This is a genomic window from Lachnoclostridium phytofermentans ISDg (assembly GCF_000018685.1).
GTDB classification, from domain to species: Bacteria; Bacillota; Clostridia; order Lachnospirales; family Lachnospiraceae; genus Lachnoclostridium; species Lachnoclostridium phytofermentans.
This window is the reverse complement of record NC_010001.1, coordinates 1,044,767-1,066,297: the sequence shown is the minus strand read 5'-3', so window position 1 is coordinate 1,066,297 and position 21,531 is coordinate 1,044,767. Positions and strand designations below refer to the sequence as shown.

Annotated in this window: 21 protein-coding genes; 9 read left to right on the top strand and 12 right to left on the bottom strand. The window is 34.5% G+C overall.

The window, feature by feature from the left end:
• The 3 genes from CPHY_RS04465 to CPHY_RS04455 are packed head-to-tail and all read right to left on the bottom strand — an operon-like array spanning position 1 to position 2,430.
• Entirely contained in the window at positions 1–678 is a 678-nt protein-coding gene (locus tag CPHY_RS04465; RefSeq protein ID WP_012198867.1) for a hypothetical protein, read from the bottom strand.
• Positions 675–1,613 (bottom strand): SAF domain-containing protein, encoded by a 939-nt coding sequence (locus tag CPHY_RS04460; RefSeq protein ID WP_041703184.1) that lies wholly within the window; start codon positions 1,611–1,613, stop codon positions 675–677. The genes CPHY_RS04465 and CPHY_RS04460 overlap by 4 nt, the downstream gene beginning before the upstream one ends.
• A complete protein-coding gene (locus CPHY_RS04455) occupies positions 1,582–2,430 on the bottom strand; it encodes a hypothetical protein (RefSeq protein ID WP_012198865.1) in 849 nt (282 codons plus the stop codon). Before CPHY_RS04455 ends, CPHY_RS04460 begins: the two co-directional genes overlap by 32 nt.
• A gap of 394 nt (positions 2,431–2,824) precedes the next feature.
• On the opposite strand from CPHY_RS04455, the gene CPHY_RS21445 reads away from it, so the two are divergent.
• The 7 genes from CPHY_RS21445 (at position 2,825) to CPHY_RS04425 (ending at position 10,402) form a co-directional block, all read left to right on the top strand.
• Complete coding sequence (locus CPHY_RS21445; protein ID WP_198301334.1) at positions 2,825–2,977, top strand: hypothetical protein; 153 nt, start codon at positions 2,825–2,827, stop codon at positions 2,975–2,977.
• A gap of 220 nt (positions 2,978–3,197) precedes the next feature.
• On the top strand, positions 3,198–3,953 hold the full coding sequence (locus CPHY_RS04450) for a YdcF family protein (RefSeq protein WP_012198864.1): 756 nt from the start codon (positions 3,198–3,200) through the stop codon (positions 3,951–3,953).
• Positions 3,954–4,440: 487 nt separating this feature from the next.
• A complete protein-coding gene (locus CPHY_RS04445) occupies positions 4,441–5,115 on the top strand; it encodes a cytochrome c biogenesis CcdA family protein (RefSeq protein WP_012198863.1) in 675 nt (224 codons plus the stop codon).
• A gap of 29 nt (positions 5,116–5,144) precedes the next feature.
• Positions 5,145–6,134, top strand: coding sequence for a redoxin domain-containing protein (locus tag CPHY_RS20590; protein ID WP_012198862.1), 990 nt, complete (start codon positions 5,145–5,147; stop codon positions 6,132–6,134).
• Between the two features lie 320 nt (positions 6,135–6,454).
• Complete coding sequence (locus CPHY_RS04435) at positions 6,455–7,933, top strand: spore germination protein (protein WP_012198861.1); 1,479 nt, start codon at positions 6,455–6,457, stop codon at positions 7,931–7,933.
• A 38-nt stretch (positions 7,934–7,971) separates the two neighbouring features.
• A complete protein-coding gene (locus CPHY_RS04430) occupies positions 7,972–9,177 on the top strand; it encodes a Ger(x)C family spore germination protein (protein WP_012198860.1) in 1,206 nt (401 codons plus the stop codon).
• Entirely contained in the window at positions 9,167–10,402 is a 1,236-nt protein-coding gene (locus CPHY_RS04425; RefSeq protein WP_012198859.1) for a GerAB/ArcD/ProY family transporter, read from the top strand. Before CPHY_RS04430 ends, CPHY_RS04425 begins: the two co-directional genes overlap by 11 nt.
• Positions 10,403–10,647: 245 nt before the next feature.
• Here the strand turns inward: CPHY_RS04425 and gdhA are convergent, their stop codons facing one another.
• Positions 10,648–11,982: an NADP-specific glutamate dehydrogenase gene (gene gdhA, locus CPHY_RS04420; protein ID WP_012198858.1), complete on the bottom strand. Its 1,335-nt coding sequence runs from the start codon at positions 11,980–11,982 to the stop codon at positions 10,648–10,650.
• Between the two features lie 321 nt (positions 11,983–12,303).
• The gene (locus CPHY_RS04415) at positions 12,304–12,801 is read right to left on the bottom strand and encodes a CYTH domain-containing protein (RefSeq protein ID WP_012198857.1); all 498 of its coding nucleotides are present in this window, start codon (positions 12,799–12,801) and stop codon (positions 12,304–12,306) included.
• A 359-nt stretch (positions 12,802–13,160) separates the two neighbouring features.
• Between CPHY_RS04415 and CPHY_RS04410 the strand changes: the two genes are divergently transcribed.
• A complete protein-coding gene (locus tag CPHY_RS04410) occupies positions 13,161–13,559 on the top strand; it encodes a putative ABC transporter permease (RefSeq protein ID WP_041703181.1) in 399 nt (132 codons plus the stop codon).
• Positions 13,560–13,564: 5 nt separating this feature from the next.
• Here CPHY_RS04410 and CPHY_RS04405 read toward each other — a convergent pair whose 3' ends face one another.
• On the bottom strand, positions 13,565–13,909 hold the full coding sequence (locus tag CPHY_RS04405; protein ID WP_012198855.1) for a phenylpyruvate tautomerase MIF-related protein: 345 nt from the start codon (positions 13,907–13,909) through the stop codon (positions 13,565–13,567).
• A 232-nt stretch (positions 13,910–14,141) separates the two neighbouring features.
• Here CPHY_RS04405 and CPHY_RS20585 point away from each other — a divergent pair, with 232 nt between their 5' ends.
• Entirely contained in the window at positions 14,142–15,332 is a 1,191-nt protein-coding gene (locus tag CPHY_RS20585; RefSeq protein WP_012198854.1) for a GNAT family N-acetyltransferase, read from the top strand.
• A 59-nt stretch (positions 15,333–15,391) separates the two neighbouring features.
• Here the strand turns inward: CPHY_RS20585 and CPHY_RS04395 are convergent, their stop codons facing one another.
• The 6 genes from CPHY_RS04395 to CPHY_RS04370 form a co-directional block, all read right to left on the bottom strand.
• On the bottom strand, positions 15,392–15,649 hold the full coding sequence (locus CPHY_RS04395; RefSeq protein ID WP_012198853.1) for a hypothetical protein: 258 nt from the start codon (positions 15,647–15,649) through the stop codon (positions 15,392–15,394).
• A 60-nt stretch (positions 15,650–15,709) separates the two neighbouring features.
• Complete coding sequence (locus CPHY_RS04390; protein WP_012198852.1) at positions 15,710–16,522, bottom strand: DNA alkylation repair protein; 813 nt, start codon at positions 16,520–16,522, stop codon at positions 15,710–15,712.
• A complete protein-coding gene (locus tag CPHY_RS04385) occupies positions 16,515–17,357 on the bottom strand; it encodes a TIGR03915 family putative DNA repair protein (RefSeq protein WP_012198851.1) in 843 nt (280 codons plus the stop codon). The genes CPHY_RS04390 and CPHY_RS04385 overlap by 8 nt, the downstream gene beginning before the upstream one ends.
• A 195-nt stretch (positions 17,358–17,552) precedes the next feature.
• Positions 17,553–19,172 carry a putative DNA modification/repair radical SAM protein gene (locus CPHY_RS04380; RefSeq protein ID WP_012198850.1) on the bottom strand — a complete coding sequence of 540 codons (1,620 nt, stop codon included), beginning with the start codon at positions 19,170–19,172 and terminating at the stop codon, positions 17,553–17,555.
• A 450-nt stretch (positions 19,173–19,622) separates the two neighbouring features.
• Complete coding sequence (locus tag CPHY_RS20580; RefSeq protein ID WP_012198849.1) at positions 19,623–20,168, bottom strand: hypothetical protein; 546 nt, start codon at positions 20,166–20,168, stop codon at positions 19,623–19,625.
• Positions 20,169–20,511: 343 nt separating this feature from the next.
• A complete protein-coding gene (locus CPHY_RS04370; RefSeq protein WP_012198848.1) occupies positions 20,512–21,531 on the bottom strand; it encodes an ABC transporter ATP-binding protein in 1,020 nt (339 codons plus the stop codon).

The window sequence follows — 21,531 nt, the reverse complement described above, 5'->3', positions numbered from 1 at the left end:
TTAAATCCCCTTTCCCGCCACCTCAAAGGCCTTCTTTATCTTCCTTTTATCTAACTCCGGTACTAAAAAACAAAGAATTTCTAGTATCCCCCTCCGAAGTTTAGAAGATAATTGATTAAATCGGACTCTATTATTATATTGATTTTCAATCTGATATCTCCTATCCTTATTCCGATATGGAACAAGAATAACTTTTGTTTCTTTTTCTTTCTTTCTTAATTGCAAAAGAACATATTTGGGCTTAATCTTACAATTTATTATATTTCGCAACATTATGATGTCAGGTTGTCTTATTTCTGAAATAATTTTTAAATACTCGATGGAGTCCTTCTGTAAATCTGATAAAAATAGTATCGATTTACAATGAGCAGTCCATGTTTCATCATAATTTCGTTCAACTCGAAGAAAAATATCGTCATAATCCTCTTTTAATTTTTCAAGACAACTGGCATCAAAAGAAGAGAACCTGTGCCCAGACAAATAGTCTATTTCTCTATGTTGTTCTATACTATTCTTAACGACTTCGTATTGATCCGTTGTATTTCCCTCCTCTAAAAAACACGGAATCGTTTCACGTTTCGTTTCATCAAGTATTAGAACACGTCTATTTTGTTGCTTAAGAGTTATCGCCAAATATAGCATTATATCAGATGATTCATTTCCAACAAAAGCTATCATGGAATCTCCTCCCACCCAGTTTCCTCAACCCCATCATATGTATCCGTATTTCCATTTGGATTTGTATTGATATCCTCTTTTTTATCCTCTCCTAAGCTCTTTTCCATCGACCAATTGATGTCGCGTATTTCATGGGTAATAAAATAATGAAGGCGATTCTCTAACTCTTTCCGTAATCTTTCTTTTAAAGTTACTTTGGCAGTGTCTACAATCTCAGGATATTGTTTAATCATATCTAGGGTTTCTAGCCGTGGAATATAAGTAACATTAGAGGCTTCTTGCAATTGTGGCTCTAAGTATTTTACCGTATAAAAGCTTGAACCGCTGTATATATAAGCATCCACCATAGCCGCTGAAAAATTAAGAATCTCCTCTTCTTTTAACCAAAGATAACATGTTTCTTCTCCCTGCTTTTGTCTTTCAAGTGAGGATAAGTTATGAACGCTTTTTTTCGATAAGACAACATAATCTTCTCCGTTAGAATATCGAAGTCTAATGTCTACATAATCATTTTCCATCAGATTATCATTTAAGTTTACTACCTCACAGGAAACTTCTCTAAGTTCATCAGAAATAGCGCCTTTTGAACACATCGTTCTTAATATTGGCATATCAACTTCAATTGGAATAATTGCCATAGTTCCTAGTTGAACTTCTGTTATGTAATATTCTGTTGGCATATCGCACTCTAGGTATACCTTTTTAAGGTTATCATCACTCAGAATTTCACCGGGATTGATAGTATCCTTTGCAAGGTAAACATATCTTTTACGTTCCTCTATCCTCTGATCGAAATCTATTCTTTGCTTTTCTAAGTAAAGAAAAATTATGCTTACACCAATTATCGTTGAGACAATAGCAATGAAACTAGAAACTAAAACAAATTTCACTCTTCTCATTCTCTCAAAACGCGTAACAATTTGTTTTCGCTTCATTCCTATTACCTCCAATCGCACACATTTTTAATTGAGACCCTTGTAAAATTAGCCTCGTTGTTCTCTTAAGCTCCTTCATAAAGGCATAATTTACATGGTTCACATCGCAATCATAATTACTATAAATAAAATTAATTGCACTACCTTCCTTTATTGCAGTCTCAAATGGAATAGAATGTGGAAGAATTGCCAATTGTTCGGGTAAAATTTGATACTCGTTCATAATAAGTGGAATAGAGATAGAAGATTGTTCACGATAATCACACATTAAAAAGAGCGATTTGTTTAGAATAGAAGAATAAGATTTCATGATATCTTCAATTAATAATTCATTTTGAGGTAGATTTAAAACTACAAAGTCTGCTTCATCTAAAATTATTTTAGAACTTAAGGTTTGATTTTTGGTATCGATGAAAAGAAAAGGATAAGAAGTTTCAAGAATTTTTAGCATTGGTAACATATTACAAGAAAATTCATAGTCAAACAAATCATGGTTGAATGCATTCTGAGGCATATAGTAGAGGCTATCTTCAATTACTTCTACTGTCATGATTCCCTCTCGTCTTTTGTTGGTCATTGCGGCGAAATGTCTCACCAGATTATCAAGCATACCATGTTCTAAGTAATGAACACATCCTTGCTTTATGATATTGGTGCTATTCTCATAAAAATAGCATTCCGCAATAGTGCTTTCGTTCCAATGATTTTCTAATGTCAATATACGCAGTTTTTCACTAAGGACTGCTGCTATGCTTATTGCAGCCATACTACTGGTAGCGCCGCATGAGCCTTCTGTACTAAAAAAGGCAACTTTCACGAACAACTCCTCCTATTAATTATTTCACGTTCACTGTATGACCCCCCATATGTGATATTCTTATTATAATCAATATGTAATATATTGTAAATATTTATTTCATTGTGTATTTTCACAGAGTTTTTTATCGTTTTTTGTCATTATAAACAATTTCTTTCAATATTGTAAAGTTTCCCTGCTTAATTTCTCAATTAAAGAAGTTTAGTCTAATGTCTTAAGGCACTAATCTCTTATTTTTCACCGATGTATTTCTTATTTCTACTAGTTTGGTGGACAATATAATTGTTAAAATATATTTTTTTTTCAAATTCATACATTTATCCCTTGTACGATTGGTAAATTTTGTTGAAGCAATTCATATAATGTAGTAAGAATAAGAAAGGAGCACTTATATATGTCTAGACCTTGTTGTGATGGTAGACCTCCATTTGGCCCTTGGTTTGGTCCTGGTCCTTGGTTCGGCCCTGGTCCTTGGTTTGGCCCTGGCCCTTGGAGAGGTCCTTGGCGTGATCCTTGGCGTGGTCCTGGTCGTGGTCCTTGGCGTTAATTAGTTTTATGAAAAGCACTTAGAGATATCATGTAGCAAAAATTTCGTGGAGTAACCAATAATTCAATGTAAAGATTTTCACTTTGCTTAGAAGATATTGATTGCTCCACTTTTTATTTTCACACATCTTGCTTGCTATATTTTAAAACCTATGATACGCTAACCACAGTTATCTTTTCATGAAGAAAAAAGCACAACATGTGCTAGAATAGAGGTTAAAATGCGTATCACAATCTTAATGCTACGGACTGTTTCCGTCCTTTCCATACTTTATTTTTTCATTGTTTTGTTTTATTCCGGTCCGAAAACATCGTTTCTATGGTTTTGGATAGCGCTAGCGCTCAGTCTTTTCAGTGCTTCCTTTGTTCTTACTTACCTTATGAAATATCCAAGTACCTTTCATAACTCATTACGACTCGTTATACAATATAGTGTGTGGATTGGTCTTTCAATATTTTTATTAGCAGAAGGATTTTTAGTAGCAAAAAGTCTTCAAACCCCCGTTCCTAATGCAGATTACGTTATCATCTTGGGTGCTCAAGTTAGAGGAAGAACCCCTTCTCTTACGCTAAATGCCCGCATTAATACTGCTGCTGACTATTTATTAAAAAATCCAAACACAAAAGCAATTTGTTCCGGAGGACAAGGTGACGGAGAAGATGTCACTGAGGCTTATGCCATAAAGCGAGGGCTTATAGCACGAGGAGTAAAAGAAGAAAGAATATTACTAGAAGAACATTCTACCAATACGGTAGAAAATCTAACTTTTAGCCAATCATTTATTGATGATCCCAATAGTAGTGTGGTTGTTGTCACAAGTAACTTTCACACCTACCGTGCTTCACGAATTGCAATGAAACTTGGTTATAAAAATCTGTCCCTATCTTCTGCTCATGAATTTTTATTTACTACTCCTCAGTACTATGTGCGTGAATTTTTTGCATTGGTAAAGGACTGGATATGCAACAATATTTAGAAATTTGATGATATAACACTAGACTTTTTTAATTGTAAAAGGGAACTTTTGTTGGATAACTGATATAAAATCAGCTATCAGCAAGAGTTCTCTTTTTAACAGTCCGCTTAATCGCTTTACTATAAAATTCAATAATCCCGATTTCTACCAGCACGTATAAAAGTGCTAGGTAAGTATAACCCCTCTGGTGTTCTCCTAATTAGATAATAAAAGAAGAAATCTTATCTTACGCTCACCAATAGATTATCTATCTAATTATCATATGACTCGTACTTTTTTCCTGAATTAGGTATCTTTCTTTCCTCCAACCTCCTAATTTTACTGTGATTTTATCCAATATTATATAAATCTTTACAAATCAAAAATATTTTAACCTATTTTTTACAACTCTTCAAGAACTTACATTTGATTTTGTAAATGTTTTACGTTAGCCTTAAAGCAGTTTCCACGATAACTTAATTTTTAAGAATTAAGAAAGGAGTTTCGTTTGGAATACATTATTACATTTTTAGAAGGAATCATTACATTTTTGTCGCCTTGCCTTCTGCCTATGCTACCACTGTATTTAACATATATTGCAGGCAGACCCTCTGAGCGAACAAAACATGGTACATTGTATGCAGCACTCGGTTTTATTACAGGATTTTCTATAACCTTTATAAGCTTAGGTGCCTTTGCAGGAACATTAGGGCGTTTCATAATACGCTATGGACAGATCATTAATATCGTATCTGGTTCCATCATCATATTCTTTGGACTTAGCTACCTTGGAATATTTCGGATTAAGCTCTTTAACGGAGCTCTAAAGCTAAAATCCGAACATCAATCACATGGTTTTTTCCCTTCTGTCTTACTCGGTATTATCTTCTCTGTAGGATGGACACCATGCGTTGGTACTTTCTTAGGCTCCGCACTCGTAATGGCTGCTCAGTCTGGAAGTGCTTTAAAAGGGTTCTTTATGTTAAGCGCCTATACCTTAGGTCTGGGTATCCCCTTCCTTTTCAGTGCTCTATTAATAGATCAGTTAAAATCCGCTTTTGACTTTATTAAGAAGCACTATAAAGTTATTAATATGATTGCAGGAATCCTACTAATCGTCATTGGACTTCTTATGATTACTGGAACCTATGGAAGATTACTCGCCCTACTAAGTATTAGATAGCTTTTTTTCATGCAGGGAAAGGATAACATATGAATAAGAAAAAAACTTATATAATAACAGGTGTATTTACCGCAATATTAGTAGTATCTGTTTTTCTTTACAAACAACTTGCCAAAGGTTTTGAAAATGAAGAATCCTTCAAACCTCAGTCTGAATCAAGGCTTGCAAGCGAAGAGTCAGATGTTCCATATCCTACGGAAGAGAGTGACGATTCCACTACAAAATCAATTGACCCAACTATTTTACCAGATACTAATTCAGTAGAAGAAAAGGCATCCGATACTGATAACTTAAATGAGAAATCAAACGGGACTATTGCTCCTTTGAATGAACAATCGGATATAGTAGAAAACTCAAATAATAGTTCTACAAATATACAAGAAAAAAAAGCAACACATAACGTAGCTAATGCTGCACCTACCAAGGCTCCGGCAAAACAGGAAAATGCGGTACAACCAACAAAAGCTCCTCAAGCAACGAATACTCCTGTACCGACAAAGACACCTGTATCAACTAGTACTCCTGTTCCAACAAGTACTCCTTTTCCAACTAGTACTCCTGTTCCAACTAGTACTCCTGTTCCAACGAAACCAGTCAATAAAAACGCAGCTACTAACTTTACCGTATACGATAGTAATGGAAATGCTGTATCGTTAAGTGATTACTTCGGAAAACCTATTGTTGTGAATTTCTGGGCAAGCTGGTGCGGACCATGTAAAAGTGAAATGCCAGGCTTTGATACAATGTATCAACGATACAAAGGAAGTGTTACTTTCTTAATGGTAGACATGGTAGATGGCTATCGTGAAACAAAGGAAACCGGACAAAGCTTTATATCAAAAAATGGATTTAGTTTTCCAGTATTTTATGATACAAAACAAAGTGCATCTTACGCTTATAGTGTAACTTCCTATCCTACTACCTTATTTATAGATGCAAATGGAAGTATTGCAACGATAAAAAAAGGTGCTATGAGTGAATCTACTTTGGAAAACGAAATTAATAAAATCTTAAATTAATGAAATAATCTATTTCTAGTTAAAAGCAAAAACTTAAGTACCATGCTTATAGAATAATAGTTTATGTAAACAATAAAAGTAGTGGATAGAATAGACAAGTAAAGTACTAAATTTAGTACCGAGCTTACCTATTCTATCCACTTTTTAATTACCTACATACATAATTTTACCTAAGAATGTAAATACTACCGTTATCATGTAATGGTAGCGATACTTTGTAGCATGACAACATTTTGATAGGATTAATGTGAATAATCAACAAATTTTATTCACACGTAAATTTGTTCCTGCAGCCCAAAGTTTGCAGGCTCTGGAAAGGCATGGTTATTAATATGAGCCAGGTAATTAATTCTGCTACAATAAAAGAAATGTTTAATAATAGCACAGATATTTTAGTACGTCCGATTCATATAAAAAGTGATTATAATCTTACTCTTACCGTATTCTGCGTTGATGGATTGGTGAATAGTCAGGTATTTGACCTTACTATCATTAAACCTCTGGCAACAGAAGAAGGAGCAAAGCAATGCCCCACTCAAGCAGCTCTTTTCGAGTATTTCTATAATAATGGCGGTACTTACCACGCTTTCGCCTCGGAAGCCTCAGATATGGATTCCTTGCTGACTAGTGTCATGAGCGGTATGGTAGCATTAATCTTCGATGATTTGCAAAAAGCAATTTTATATGATGTTCGAACCTTTGATAAACGTTCCGTTTCCGAACCAGCGGAAGAAGGTGTAATGAAAGGAGCAAAGGACTCCTTTATCGAAGTGTTACGTACAAACACAGCTTTAATACGAAGGCGTATCAGATCTCCTTATCTAGTTATTGAGCAAATGTATGTTGGAAAGCAATCAAAAACCGATGTTGCTTTAGTATACCTTAGTACTATCTGTGATTTAACTCTTGTGGATAAAATCAGAAAGCAACTTCAATCCATTGATATTGATAATATCGCTGCAGCATCTTTTATCGAGGAATATATTGTTCCACCGAAGCAAACCTTGATGCCGCAAATTATGTATACCCAACGTCCGGATCGCTGCTGCTCTAATCTTACGGATGGTAGAATCGCAATCGTTGTGGATGGTATTCCTTTTGTATATGTTTTGCCATGTCAACTTCCAATGTTATTACAATCACCAGAAGATTATTCAGAAAATTTTATGGCAAGTTCTGCTTTTCGATTACTACGGTATATTACGGTATTACTCTCTCTTTTATTGCCTGCATTTTATATCGCAATTACTACCTTTCATAATCAACTGCTGCCGGTCCAGATGATACTATCAATCCAGGAAGCAAAAGCGAAAGTACCATTTTCCTCATGGATTGAAGTTCTTGGTTTATTATTCTCTTTCGAGATTTTAATAGAAGCAGGTCTTCGTTTACCAAAGCCCGTTGGTCAGGCGATGTCTATTGTTGGTGGCTTAGTGGTCGGTCAAGCTGCTGTTTCTGCATATATTATATCTCCAGTCGTTGTAATCGTTGTTGCACTTACCGGTATCGCTGGATTTACTGTACCTAATCAAGACCTCGCCATCGCACTGCGTATCTCACGATTTGTTCTTGGAATTCTAGCAGCATTTGCTGGATTCTTCGGTGTTATGATTGGCATCATCTTCATCTGTCTGCACTTGTGTAGCTTAGATAGTTTTGGATTCGCATATCTAACTCCATTTGTAGACACCCATGAAAAAGTGCTTCAAGATACATTTTTCCGTTACCCAATAAAAGACTTTGAATTGCGTCCAAAAAAAATTGCGAAAAAAAATCGCCGGAAACAAAAAATACGTTAAGGAGGTGCCTCCCATAATATTTTGGGAACTACTGCTCTATGAATAAATCAAATTATCGCACCTATCATCATCTTAAAATACTAGGTTTTTTCGCTATTCTGCTACTATTATATTTATGCTATATCAATATGAATCGTCAAGAAATTAGTAACGTGGATTTGGTTCGAATAATCGCTATTGATAAGTCATCCACGAACTACACCGTTACTGCAATCTATAGCGATGCCGCTGGAACTGGTGATAGTTCAATATCCCTTGCCGTAACTGGTAGTGGTAATACGATCTATGAAGCCTTTGTGGACTTACAATTAAAAAACCGTAATCCTATTACTATTGCACACACAAATTATTATTTGGTTAGTGATACTGTTTGCAAGGATGGGCTGTTTAAGGGACTTGATTATATTGTTAGGGAGCATACCACTAAAACGAATGCTTCCGTTTATCTTCTTCCTCTCTCTAATATTCATGATTATATCTTTCGAGGTTTAGAAGAGAAAAGGGATATGATATCGGAACTGCAAGCTCTTGATATGAAGCAAAAGCAGTTACTAAAAAAGACGGACAACACATTGCTCGATGTATTAAATGCTCTGTCCGATAATAAAAGAAATCTACTATTGCCTTATCTAACAGAGGACAACCAATCTCTTTATATTTCAGGCTATGCTGTTTTTAAAGGAGATTCCCTATATCAATACTTAACTACCTCCATGTCCTCTTTACTTGATTTAGCTAGAAATAGAGTTCGTTCCTATCCAATCTACCTTTCTTATCATCAAGCGGATCAGATGAAAAGTTTAGAAGAAAACGATAGTCTACAAGCATTCACGAACCAAGTGAATTCTACGATTGCATTAGAAATTACCAACTACAAATGCAATATTGATGTTACAAATCAAGGAAATGAAATTTTTACTGACATAAAACTTGAATTTGATACCGATATTAAAGAGGCTACGAAGCAACCTTCCCTTTATGAGACGGAAGAAATAAGAGAATTAACCGCTAGACAAAATCAATATATGCAAAGTCAATTTGCTACCTTAACAAGTTATATGAAGACTCATAAAGTAGACCTGCTAGAAGTAGAAAATCGTATCAACCAAAGGTACAAAGAGCAAGGAATAACCGAAGAAGAGATCCCAGATTTTCAAATCGAGACGGTGAACTTTCGATATTCCGCAGATTCACAATTAGGTAAAAATTATATGATAGAAACAGGTGCGTCTTATGGAAAATAAAGTAACTCTCAGGCAATTCACATACACTTTTCTTTTGTTATCAATTACTCCGATTTTTTCTAGTTTGCCAGGCTTACTAGCTCCATCTGGAGATTCTACCGGATATGTTGCTGTATTGTATTATGGTGTAATTGGTTGTGTCTTTGCTTGGCTTATGTATCAAGTGTTATATGTATATCGAGGATACTCACTGTTAGAGATTCTAAGTGATTTAGTTGGTACCGTAATTGCTAAGTTTATTCTTCTTGTCTATGCACTTTGGAGTGTCTTAGTAATCTTATTTAAGATTGGTTCCTATGCCACTTTACTTCAAACCACACTACTTCCAACCATATCCGCAGATATTTTACTTGGGTTTCTATTTTTACTTTGTGTATATGCTTTCTCAAAAGGAAGTAAAACAATACTACGTTTTTCTGAATTTTTATTCCTGCCAGCAGTATTTTTCCTAGGGATTTTATTTCTTTTTGCGGTACCTAGTTTCCATACAGAGTATCTAAAAACGATAAGCATTAGCTCCTTAACCGATAATTTGAGAAGAATTCCAAGTATCGCATCCATCGGTGGGAATTTAATGTTATTACTTTTCTTTCTAGGTAACATTGAACACAAACCAGAGTTACCTTGTGATATCAATGAAGCCCCTGATACTAAAGGCAAACAAAAGAGTCATCAAACCTTTCAAATAAGATTATACCGATGCATCTTACAGTTTACTTTACTATGCTTTGCCTCTATCCTATTATCTCTTTGCATCAACGGGCCAAAACTAACAGAAAACTTCACCTATCCTATTTATCAATCAGTCAAGGGAGTCTCCATCCTAAGTACGTTTGAAAGATTTGATGCCTTTATAACTTTAATTTGTATTGTATCTGATTTTACAGCAGTATGTGTCTTTGCATTCATTAGTGTTACTTGCTTTAGCTTTGTGTTTCAAAAAAAGGAGCAAGAGCAGCCAAAAGAAGATTCAAGTGCTCCACTTGATGTTGTTTCTCCATCAAGAAAAACTACACTTTTGTTATGCATTGGCGCTCCACTGGTGTTAATTTGCTGTTGTTATGTTTATTTACGAAAAATTACCCAGTACGAATTAGATGAATATTTTTTATCCTATATGATGCCTCTTAATCTTATTTTTCAATATGTTTTACCTACTTTACTAGGAATTGTTTGTTTTATTAAGCGTATTAGCAGAGGTAAGAAGGGTAATCAGGAGGCGTAAATATATAAGTAGATAGAAAAAGACATATGGTTAGATGGTGAAAGTATGTTAGATCGATTGAAAAGATACATGATAAATTGAAAAACATATGATTAATTGAAAAAGATATTGATTAATTGAAAAATATTGATTAGATAGAAAGGGAAGCTGTTCACCTAGATAACCAGGTGGACGGCTTCTCCATTTTCATTGTTTTATAAGTTTACGCTTCTCTAAATGAACATATTACCCTATACTCAACTTTATTAGCAGACTCCTTGTGCAATCATAGCCGATGCAACCTTTTCAAAACCGGCGATGTTGGCTCCAACAACATAGTTTCCTTCAAAACCATAACGTTTCGATGCATCATCCATGTTGTGGAAGATATTAACCATAATACTCTTTAATTTAGCATCTACTTCTTCAAAACTCCAGCTAAGTCTTTCAGAATTCTGGCTCATTTCGAGTGCTGAGGTAGCAACACCACCTGCATTTGCGGCCTTACCTGGAGCAAATAAAACGCCATTTTCCTGTAAATACTCTGTAGCTTCTAACGTTGTAGGCATATTAGCACCTTCTGCAACTGCTTTGCATCCATTCGCAACAAGTACTTTAGCATCTTCTAACGATAACTCGTTTTGTGTAGCGCAAGGAAGTGCAATATCACATTTCACAGTCCATACACCTCTACCTTCATAGTATTCGCTGTTTGGTCTGTAGTTTCTGTACTCAGTTAAACGAGCACGTTTCACTTCTTTGATTTCCTTTATTGCATCTAAATCAATTCCGTCTGGGTCATAAACCCAACCTGTAGAATCACTTAACGTAACTACCTTAGCGCCTAACTGTTGCGCTTTTTGCGTAGCATAGATCGCAACATTACCAGAACCAGAAATACAAACTGTTTTACCAGCAATATCGATACCATTACACTTAAGCATCTCATCTGTTAAATATAATAAACCATATCCTGTCGCTTCAGTACGAACTAAAGAACCACCATAGGATAGACCTTTTCCTGTTAATACACCTTCGTACATACCACGAATTCTCTTATATTGACCGTACATATAGCCGATTTCCCTTGCTCCTGTACCAATATCACCCGCTGGAACGTCAACGTCTGCTCCGATATATTTACAAAGCTCCGTCATAAAACTTTGACAAAATGCCATTACTTCACGATCCGATTTGCCCTTAGGATCAAAATCAGAACCTCCCTTACCACCACCGATAGGTAAGCTAGTTAAGGAGTTTTTGAAGATTTGCTCAAATCCTAAGAATTTGATAATGCCAATATTTACAGATGGGTGTAAACGTAAGCCGCCCTTGTAAGGTCCGATAGAATTGTTAAACTGAACACGATATCCGACATTAACCTGTACCTGACCTTTATCATCAACCCATGGTACTCTAAACTTAAATTGTCTGTCTGGCTCAATTAATCGTTCTAAAAGTGCCTCTTTTCTATACAAATCCTCATTCGCATCCACTACTGGTCTCAAGGAGGTAAGAACCTCCTTTACCGCTTGAATAAACTCTGGTTCTCCCGGATTTTTTGCAATCGCTCTTTCTATTATCTCATCAACATATCCCATGTCTGTTCTCTCCTTTACTTTCTAATCTAAAACAGCCCTCTAACATATTGTATCCAAACAACACATTTTCTGTTATCCAATACTACAAAAGGGCAAAATAAAAATGGGTATAGTTATGAACCACAACTACCCCATTGTTTTTGCTTATGAAATATTATATGATAATAAATTAAGAATTGTCAATAATTTTCTTTGTTAAAGTGATAAAACTTTTAAGTGCTATCTGATTAAAGTGTCAAATTCTTACAAACTATTTACTCTTTCTATAGAAATAGCAAACTACCCTTATTACTTATTACCCCTTCATCCCTTATTATTACATCATTCCTCACTGTCTAAATGAAGTTCTTCAAGACTTGATACTGATATTAAGTAAGAATTACGATATCGTTTATCTTTCGAAACGTCTTCCTCAAACCAATCTGGTTTAATAAAATCTATTGCATCTTTTTCACTTGAAAACTCAACTTCTACAAACATAAGTCCACTTAATCTTCCATGAAACACATCTAGTTCAGCGGTATGGTCTTGTGAAAGTGGAATCAAGTATCTCGTTTTTTCAATAACACCGAAGTCCACCTTAGAGAGTAAATGCTCGAATGCTTCTTTCGTTAATGGTAACTCGATTTCTTCGCTTATAACTGCATGCTCTTGATTAAAGTTTGATTTATTTTTATAAGTTAAAATGTAGTTCTCATTACTTTTACGAATTCGTACTACAGGTTGTGTACATAGGTAACCCTGTATGATTTCCTTTTTCTTATATTGTTCTAAGTTAGCAGGAAGCTTGCTGATTTTAAATTTACGCTCAATTTCCACTTAATATCTCCTTATAATTAATCTGTTAATATGAATCAAATACTTGAATACACAATGAATTCTTCTATTTTTTATAATAGGAGTACACCTTCAGAACAGTATTGAAAACTTAGGTATACCGATAAACTGTGCATACCTTCCATAGGTTTTACAGATACTATAGAAAAGTAATTCATATGTGTAAAATAACTTACTTCTATTATTTCTTTAATGGAATCTAAATTTTAAACATCTTTCTTTTACAATTACTTTCTTTTACAATTACTTTCTTTTACTATTACTTTCTTTTACTATTACTTTCTATTGCCAATGAGTTGATATTAGCATCAGAGGAGCAAGCAGAACGGAGGCAAATTTTTATGAAAAAGAATTTTTTTACTAACTTTATCTTATGTGGCCTTAGTGGTTGGTGTATGGAGTGCTTTTGGACAGGTCTTAGCTCAATTGAACGGAAAGACAAAACCTTATCCTGCCATACTTCCATTTGGATGTTTCCGATCTATGGGCTTGCTGCCTTAATTTCTCCTGTAAGCAAAGTAATAAAAAAACGTTGTGCATTTTGTCGTGGTTCCATCTATGCGTTAGGAATTATTTCTATGGAGTATCTTACTGGCACCTTGTTAAAGAAAATAAAAGCTTGTCCATGGGACTACAGCAAGGCCAAACTTAACTTTAAAGGAGTTATTCGTTTTGATTATCTGCCCGCCTGGTTCCTTGCTGGATTGTATTTTGAAAAGCTACTAAATCGAAATTCATAATTACTTTAAAAATTCATTCCATTCCATCCCCAATGTTGCACTTCCTGATAGGTAACATAAACTTTATCAGAAGGAATCTGTAATACTTCATCATAAATTTCGCAGATAGCGGCAGTTAATTTATCATATGCTGCTCTATCTGCCTTTCCAAATATTTCAACCTCAACAAAGGCAATTTTTTCATACGCTTGCCCTTTAAAATATAGTGAGTATTCATCCTCAAACCCCACCATCAACCATGTTTCACTTTTCCCTGGGATAAGCTCAATCGCCTTACCAAGCTTTTGCTTTAGTGTTTCCTCTTGTTGTTTTGTTAATTTCACGCTCACTTTAGAATTAATAAATGGCATATTTATAGCTCCCTTCCCTATTCACTTATTTTCTGAATTTTTTATATTATATCAAATCACTCCTTATTTATCCATAGTCTTTGTAATTCATAGTATTTTTACTCCATAGTATTTTTACTCCATAGTATTTTTACTCAATATCCTATCATAGTGATATGATTCCCCAACAACTTGCAAAGAACCATGAAAAATGGTAAGCTATGTATAATTTAAAAAGATTGGAGTTATCTCAATGTTAAAAGCGATATTGTTTGACATGGATGGAGTTATTATAGATAGTGAACCTTTACATTGTAAGGCGTTCCAGAAGGCTATGAAGCTGTTTGGTCTGGATTTATCAAAAGAATATTGTTACCAATTTATCGGAAATACAGATCGCTATATGGTAGATGTACTAGTTAAAGATTTTAACCTACCGAATACTTCAGAAGAAGTAATTCGAACAAAACAAGAAGTTCTAAATCAGCTTGAGTTAGAAGAAAGTTATCCTGCAGTTCCTTATGTAGTTGATTTAATTAAAAATCTTTCAAAACATCCAATTAAATTAGCTATAGCAAGTTCCTCACCAATGGAACAGATTGAACGAACTGCAATAGATTTAAACCTTACCTCCTATTTTCATGATTATGTTTCCGGAATGGACTTAAAACACTCGAAACCAGCTCCGGATATCTTTTTAAAAGCTGCTAGTTTGCTTGGTGTTTCACCAGATGAATGTTTGGTAATAGAGGATTCGTATAATGGTGTTACTGCGGCCAAAGCAGCAGGAATGACTTGTGTAGGTTATTATAATGAGAATTCCGGGAATCAAGATCTAAGTGGTGCAGATATAATTGTAGAGGGTTTTGAAGAGATTACATTTTCATTTTTAAATAATGTATATCTACGTTCTCATGGAGAACCTGTTACAATTGCAACAACAGAACGTCTTATCATTCGTGAATTAAGTGTTGATGATATCGTCTCTATGTATCATATCTATCAGCAACCGGAAGTCCGAGAATTTGTTGATGATATCGATGATTATCTACAAGAAGAAATCGAAAAACATAAAGCATATATCAAAAATGTTTATAATTTTTATGGTTATGGATTCTGGGGTATCTTTAGTAGAGAAACAAGTGAATTAATCGGCCGTTGTGGAATTCAGAATTCTGAAATTAATGGCCGCTTTGAAATTGAACTTGGATATTTACTTAATATAGACCATTGGGGTTACGGATACGCATTGGAATGTACAAAAAGTGTCTTAGAATATGCTTTCTATGAACTTCATATTCCTCGCATTGTTGCTGTCATTGACAAAAAGAATTCTCGTTCTACAAAGGTTGCAATGCATGTTGGTATGAACTTAGAAGCAGAAATTTATCATAAAGGTAGAAATTGTGATTTATATGTCATTGAGAATCCAAATATAGAATAAAAAAATAAAAAGTCTGTTTCAGTTATACTAAAACAGACTTTTTATATAAATTAATGCATTTATGGTGTTTTCGTTGGATGTGTTGTTGGTACAGTTGTTGGCATTGTAGTTGGCATAGTTGTTGGTGCTGTTGTAGGCGCTGTAGTTGTAGGTACTGTTGTACCTGTTCCATTACCAGTTCCAGTTCCTGGTGTTGTTGTAGTAGGTGCAGGTGTAACTGTAGTCTTATTACCAACACCATCAGTCCTTGAACAAGCAGTCATCGCGAACATACTTAACATAGCAACGGCCATTAAGATATACAATTTCTTCTTCATGAGTCTCCTCCTATCAAGTAATATTTCTTTACTTGCTTAGTATTCCACGCTACGAAAGGTTTATACATGATAAGAACGAACAATGGTTTTCTCTTCAGCCGTTATCTTCCTTGAATCACATATTTTTGAAATTGTTTTTTGTAAAATAAAACGATTTCTACTATTTTGCTCTGTTTCTAATTGTTTTTTTAATTTATTTAAGAACTGTAGCACTCGATTTGAATCTTTATAAAACATTGTAGTATAAGCCCAGCAAATTGCCATATTAACATAATATTCATCGCTGATAATCGACTGTAAGGTTTCATCTACTATACTTACATATTCTTCATTTATGTAGTAATTTAGGCACATAACAATAAAAAATCTTATCTCATAGGAATTGTTAGAATGAGCATATGGCAAAATAAAATCAAACACCTCTTTTGGATGCTTTTTTGTAATTTTTAAAGAGGAACAAAAAGAATCACAAGTGGACCAATTATCTAATTTAGGTACATGGTAGCTGATAAATTCTTGTATATCCTCTATTGGAATATTGCTTAATTTTCCAATTACATATCCATGAACCATAACTTCTTCAAAGTACTGAACATTACTATGGGATAAAAACCCCTCATAATCTCCTTTGGCAATTTGCTTTGCAATTTCCTGTAAGATAGGAAGACGAATCCCTATCATATTATTTACTTGAGGAATTAATTTATTCGCAAAATCCTTATATTTTTGGTCTTTTAAACTACATAAATAATCTAAAAAAGATTGATATGCATTCTTTTCAAATAAAATACTAGACCAATTTGTATTAAATTCTTCTTTTTTTAACTTATTCTTATCAATAATATTAGAATAAGGCCCACGTTCTCTATTCATAATTTATCTTTCCTATTTTATCTAAATTATCCCTTAAAGGTTCATTTTCATGTTCCACATCATCTATAAATTCCGTCATATACTTACGATAGTGCATCGCAACATGGTTTCTTTGACATGTTTTATTTTCACGCTCTTTAATTGCAATACTATCAAAAAAGGTTTTCCAAAGCCTTTCATACTTTTCTTTTCTTTCCGTAACAGAAAGTAATGTGGCTAATTCCTCATCTGAAATAGCAGTTAAAACCCAGGTAGAATCACTTTTGTGAACGGTAGCTATTTTCCGTTTCACATCCAAAATCATAAAGTTTTCCTGAGCGAGTCGATCCGCAAAGTGAGGCGTTATTATTTCTAGTACATTATTCTTTGGTTCTATTTTAGAAAATAATATACCATTTTCAAGTTCGATAAATCGAACAAATCCAGTATATAAGTGAGCATCATTTCCTACATAGCGATTTAGTTCAAAAATAATTTGAACATATGAATCGGATAGATGATCTTCTACTTTGGCACCAAATGCAAATCCACGTACTAAGAAATGATATATTGCATTAGCTTTTCTCTTATCGTTACTTAATGCAGCCCTAGCTACCATCTGATAAGCATGGGGTGAAATCTTTTTCTTAATTGAATCGGCCACTTTAGAAGCATTCTCTGGATTATTTTCTACAATGATATATTCTGAAAACAGCTTTAAATTATATTCTTCTTCCATACCTAATACTTCTAGTTCTATATTATCATGTCCATATCTTGATGCCCATGCTATATAGACAGCGGAAAAGATTCCTTCTAAACTATCTTCACATTGATAAATACGTTTTTCCTTCATGTTAACCTCTATTCCGACGCATTAAATTTAATTAAACAAAGTAGCTTCGACATCTAGGCACTCTAAATGTCAAACCAAGGTGTGAATACGATTCGCTTTGTTTAACCCGTAGGGTAAGTACATCCCTCAAAAAGTTTCTATTTATGGGAATTTGAAGCACAATCACTTAAAATTAAAATTTCCACCCTGCTTTCTTTAGCTATTACTAAGCATCAGAGAATCGTCAAACAACGATAGTTGTTGATAAGTAATTCCACCATTCGTGATGTGGCTTGGTAACTTCTCGTCTAATTGAAGCATCTGATTGGTGATATAATTCTCTTCTATCTTAGTTGGATACATCATCTGCCCACTGCAGGTAATAAAGTAAAGTGCTCGTTTTAATACAACACCAATCTTTTTTAAATCTTCAAATCTAAGCTTTGACATCTGTCGTGCCTTTACGATACGCCCTGCTGACTTAGGACCAATGCCAGGAACTCTAAGCAATGTGTAGTAATCTGCGGTATTGACTTCTACCGGGAACTGTTCTAAATGTCCTATCGCCCAGTTGCACTTCGGATCAAAAAATACATTAAAATTAGGCCTCTCCTTTGTTAAAAGCTCCGTCGCTTCAAACCCATAATACCGCAATAACCAATCTGCTTGATATAAGCGGTGTTCTCTTAATAATGGAGGTCCCCCTGGCAATACTGGTAAAGTACTATCCTCATTCACACGTATAAATGCAGAGAAAAAAACTCTCTTTAAGTCAAACTTTTGATATAAGGCTTCTGTTACATTAACAATCTCATAATCAGTCTCCCCGGTTGCTCCAATGATCATCTGTGTACTCTGACCTGCTGGTACAAAGCCACGATTTCCACCAAATTGATTCCACATAGTAAGTCCTTGAGGTTTTGCAATTACGGAAGGTGATTCTATAGTACTTGATATCTCTTGGTTACCATGATAAATTCGATGATTTGGAGTTAGGATTTTAGAGTCTTTTTCTTCCTCCCATCCAGTAAGAATACGATTTGAAAAACCAACGCCTTTGTCTGATTTACTCTCTATCACTTGCCGTATCTGGTCTTTATGTCCAATATGAAGTAAAGCATCCTCTTCTCTTTTCTGAGTAATCGATTTCTGTTCAACCTTTCTTCTCGTATGCCAATAAGCACCTTTGTTACCGCCCATCATACCGAAATTTTCTCTACTTTCTTCGATACCAGCCTGTATCTGGCGGATTGGATTGAGTATATTCTTTCGGTTCTTATGTGGAGCTAATAATTTTAATCCATCTGCAGTTGGAAGTTCAAGGTTTACACTCATACGGTCAGCGTACCAGCCTATTGTTTCAATAAGCTCTGTATCAGCTCCAGGAATTGCTTTACAATGAATGTAACCATTAAAATGATATTCTGTACGAAGCATCTTAAGAGTTCTACCTATGAGTTCCATTGTATAGTTTGGTGTTTTTATAATACCAGAGCTTAAAAATAATCCCTCTATATAATTTCTTCGATAGAACTCCATCGTAAGGCTACACACCTCTTCGGGCGTAAATGTTGTTCTCGGAACATCATTTGATACACGATTTATACAATACTTGCAATCGTAGATACATTCGTTTGTAAATAGAACTTTTAATAAACTAATACATCTTCCATCCGCTGAAAAAGCATGACAAATACCACTTGCTGCTGTATTTCCAATGCTACCATCTTTTCCATCACGAGCGACTCCACTAGAGGTACATGCAACGTCGTACTTAGCAGCGTCTGAAAGTATAGTTAGCTTCTGTTCTATTGTCATCGATTCCTGTACAATCATAAAAACCTCTCAAGGAAATTTATTTTTTCGAACTTATGTTCGGTATTTATTATATCATTATCTCCAAGAGAATGCAACATATTCTCTTCCAGTATTTTTATAATATTCTGTTACTAACTTCTTTTTTTGTGCAAATAAAAAGAGGATATTTCTCAAAAAAAAACTAAAATGAGGTTAGGGGATACGTTTGGATTGGATCGATCGTCTTAATGACGCAATAAGCTCTCTAAAAGAAATAGGTCAATAACCGGAAGGAATAGGTTTATAACAAGTAATTAATTAAAAATGCTCTCTTTTAGATAAACAGCTAACCATTCATCTAATAGAGAGCATCCTTATTCATAGAAATGAAACATTCCCGAATCGTACTTTTTCTCGATGAACTCGATGGGAAGCTCGATTCTTATTACTTAAATAGTAAATTTTCTTTCCTAACTATATATTTCTTTATTAAAACCAAACATGAATACAAAATAATAAAAATAATGCTAAAGCACCGATAAATACACCTGCAACAAGTAGTGCTGCAAACAAGGAACTAAATATAACTCTACGTGTCTCTCGACCATTCAGCTCAGGTACATTTTGACGTCTTCTTAGTTCCTCTTCTTCTAACTCTTTTTGATACCAAGGTAATCCCTCAATATTCATGTCAGCTAGTTTTCTGCCATCATCAACTAATTCACCTTGTGTAAATGAAACTTCTTCTTTAGCAGCCGTGAACTCATCATAAGCTCGTCCGTCCCCTATTTCTTTCTTAACATCCCTATCTAAGATATCAGGAGAAACGCCTGTTGTGGCTCCAACATTAGGAACTCCATCCATATAATAAGGTCTATCTGCAATATTTGATTCGTCCACAATATCAAAGTTCTGCGAGAAAAAAACTTCGTTTGTATTTAAATTATCTAAGCCTACCTTTTCTGGCATTGAGATTGAAAACTCATTTTGTCCGGAATTATTAATCCCATCTCCCATTTCTTCTTTCTTACTCATAGTAATCTCCATTCCAATGCCTGCGAATTTGGCACGCAGGCACAATATCTGCACAGTCAATTACAATTCTCTACGTGAAAAAATTTGATTTTCACATTATTACCATTCTTCGTTCCTACTTATTGATTATACATGAAAATAAGAGTTATTTCATTAACTTTAGTATTCTCTTTAATTTACTAAAACATGTAATAAAAGTAATACAAGAAAAAGCCACACACAAACTCTTCCTTGGCATAAATAATAAGATTAACAAAAAACCAGTACAAATAAGTTTTTTATTTACTCTTACTTGTACTGGCTCTTTATTAATATAAAGAATTATAGTATTTCTTATCTTAACTTATTTTGAATTATAGAGATGACAACGAACTATATGACCATTTCCAACATCATTTGGCTGTGGTACTTCCTTCTTACAAATATCCATACAATGACTACAACGAGTATGGAACTTACATCCTGAAGGAGGATTTGCAGGAGAAGGTATGCTTCCCTGAAGGATAATTCGATTCTTCTTAGCGTGAGGATCTGGCATAGGAATCGCACTAAATAACGCTTTTGTATACGGATGTAGTGGTTCCTTAAAGATGTCCACCTTATCACCGTACTCAACCATGGTACCAAGATACATAACACCGATTGTATCGGAAATATGCTCAACAACAGATAAGTCATGGCTAATAAAAAGATAAGTTAAATTATATTCCTTCTGAAGATCCTTAAGAAGATTTATAATCTGTGCCTGAATGGAAACGTCAAGAGCAGATACCGGTTCATCACAGACAACAAAATCAGGATTTAGAGCAAGCGTTCTTGCAATACAGATTCTTTGTCTTTGTCCTCCAGAGAACTCATGTGGATAACGGTCTGCATGGAAACTTTGTAAACCACAAGATTCCATAATTTTATCAACGTAGGAGTTTAATTCTTCCTTTGGTACAATTTTATGCTGTCTTACAGCCTCACCGATAATTTCACCAACTGGTAATCTCGGAGATAAAGAAGAATAAGGATCCTGGAAGATAATTTGCATCTTTGGACGAAGTGCACGTAATGCTTTCTTAGAAAGCTTGTGTACGTCTTGTCCATTAAAGATAACCTCTCCACCAGATTTTTCATGAAGTTTTAAAATGGTACGTCCAATTGTTGTCTTACCACAACCAGACTCACCTACAAGTCCCATCGTAGTACCACGCTTAATGTTAAAGCTTACACCATCCACTGCTTTTACATAATTTTTAGATCCGCCTAGTACACTCGATTTAATTGGATAATATTTTTTTAAATCACGTACCTCAAGGATATAATCTTCATTGCCTTTTCCTTGATTTACTGTATTTTTATTAGATTGTTTGTCCAT

Coding starts and splice junctions, on each gene's coding strand:
- CPHY_RS04465 (WP_012198867.1), bottom strand. CDS start 678: ATGATAGCTTTTGTTGGAAATGAATCATCTGATATAATGCTATATTTG.
- CPHY_RS04460 (WP_041703184.1), bottom strand. CDS start 1,613: ATGAAGCGAAAACAAATTGTTACGCGTTTTGAGAGAATGAGAAGAGTG.
- CPHY_RS21445 (WP_198301334.1), top strand. CDS start 2,825: ATGTCTAGACCTTGTTGTGATGGTAGACCTCCATTTGGCCCTTGGTTT.
- CPHY_RS04450 (WP_012198864.1), top strand. CDS start 3,198: ATGCGTATCACAATCTTAATGCTACGGACTGTTTCCGTCCTTTCCATA.
- CPHY_RS20590 (WP_012198862.1), top strand. CDS start 5,145: ATGAATAAGAAAAAAACTTATATAATAACAGGTGTATTTACCGCAATA.
- CPHY_RS04435 (WP_012198861.1), top strand. CDS start 6,455: ATGGTTATTAATATGAGCCAGGTAATTAATTCTGCTACAATAAAAGAA.
- CPHY_RS04430 (WP_012198860.1), top strand. CDS start 7,972: ATGAATAAATCAAATTATCGCACCTATCATCATCTTAAAATACTAGGT.
- CPHY_RS04425 (WP_012198859.1), top strand. CDS start 9,167: ATGGAAAATAAAGTAACTCTCAGGCAATTCACATACACTTTTCTTTTG.
- gdhA (WP_012198858.1), bottom strand. CDS start 11,982: ATGGGATATGTTGATGAGATAATAGAAAGAGCGATTGCAAAAAATCCG.
- CPHY_RS04410 (WP_041703181.1), top strand. CDS start 13,161: ATGAAAAAGAATTTTTTTACTAACTTTATCTTATGTGGCCTTAGTGGT.
- CPHY_RS04405 (WP_012198855.1), bottom strand. CDS start 13,909: ATGCCATTTATTAATTCTAAAGTGAGCGTGAAATTAACAAAACAACAA.
- CPHY_RS20585 (WP_012198854.1), top strand. CDS start 14,142: ATGTTAAAAGCGATATTGTTTGACATGGATGGAGTTATTATAGATAGT.
- CPHY_RS04395 (WP_012198853.1), bottom strand. CDS start 15,649: ATGAAGAAGAAATTGTATATCTTAATGGCCGTTGCTATGTTAAGTATG.
- CPHY_RS04390 (WP_012198852.1), bottom strand. CDS start 16,522: ATGAATAGAGAACGTGGGCCTTATTCTAATATTATTGATAAGAATAAG.
- CPHY_RS04385 (WP_012198851.1), bottom strand. CDS start 17,357: ATGAAGGAAAAACGTATTTATCAATGTGAAGATAGTTTAGAAGGAATC.
- CPHY_RS04380 (WP_012198850.1), bottom strand. CDS start 19,172: ATGATTGTACAGGAATCGATGACAATAGAACAGAAGCTAACTATACTT.
- CPHY_RS20580 (WP_012198849.1), bottom strand. CDS start 20,168: ATGAGTAAGAAAGAAGAAATGGGAGATGGGATTAATAATTCCGGACAA.
- CPHY_RS04370 (WP_012198848.1), bottom strand. CDS start 21,531: ATGGACAAACAATCTAATAAAAATACAGTAAATCAAGGAAAAGGCAAT.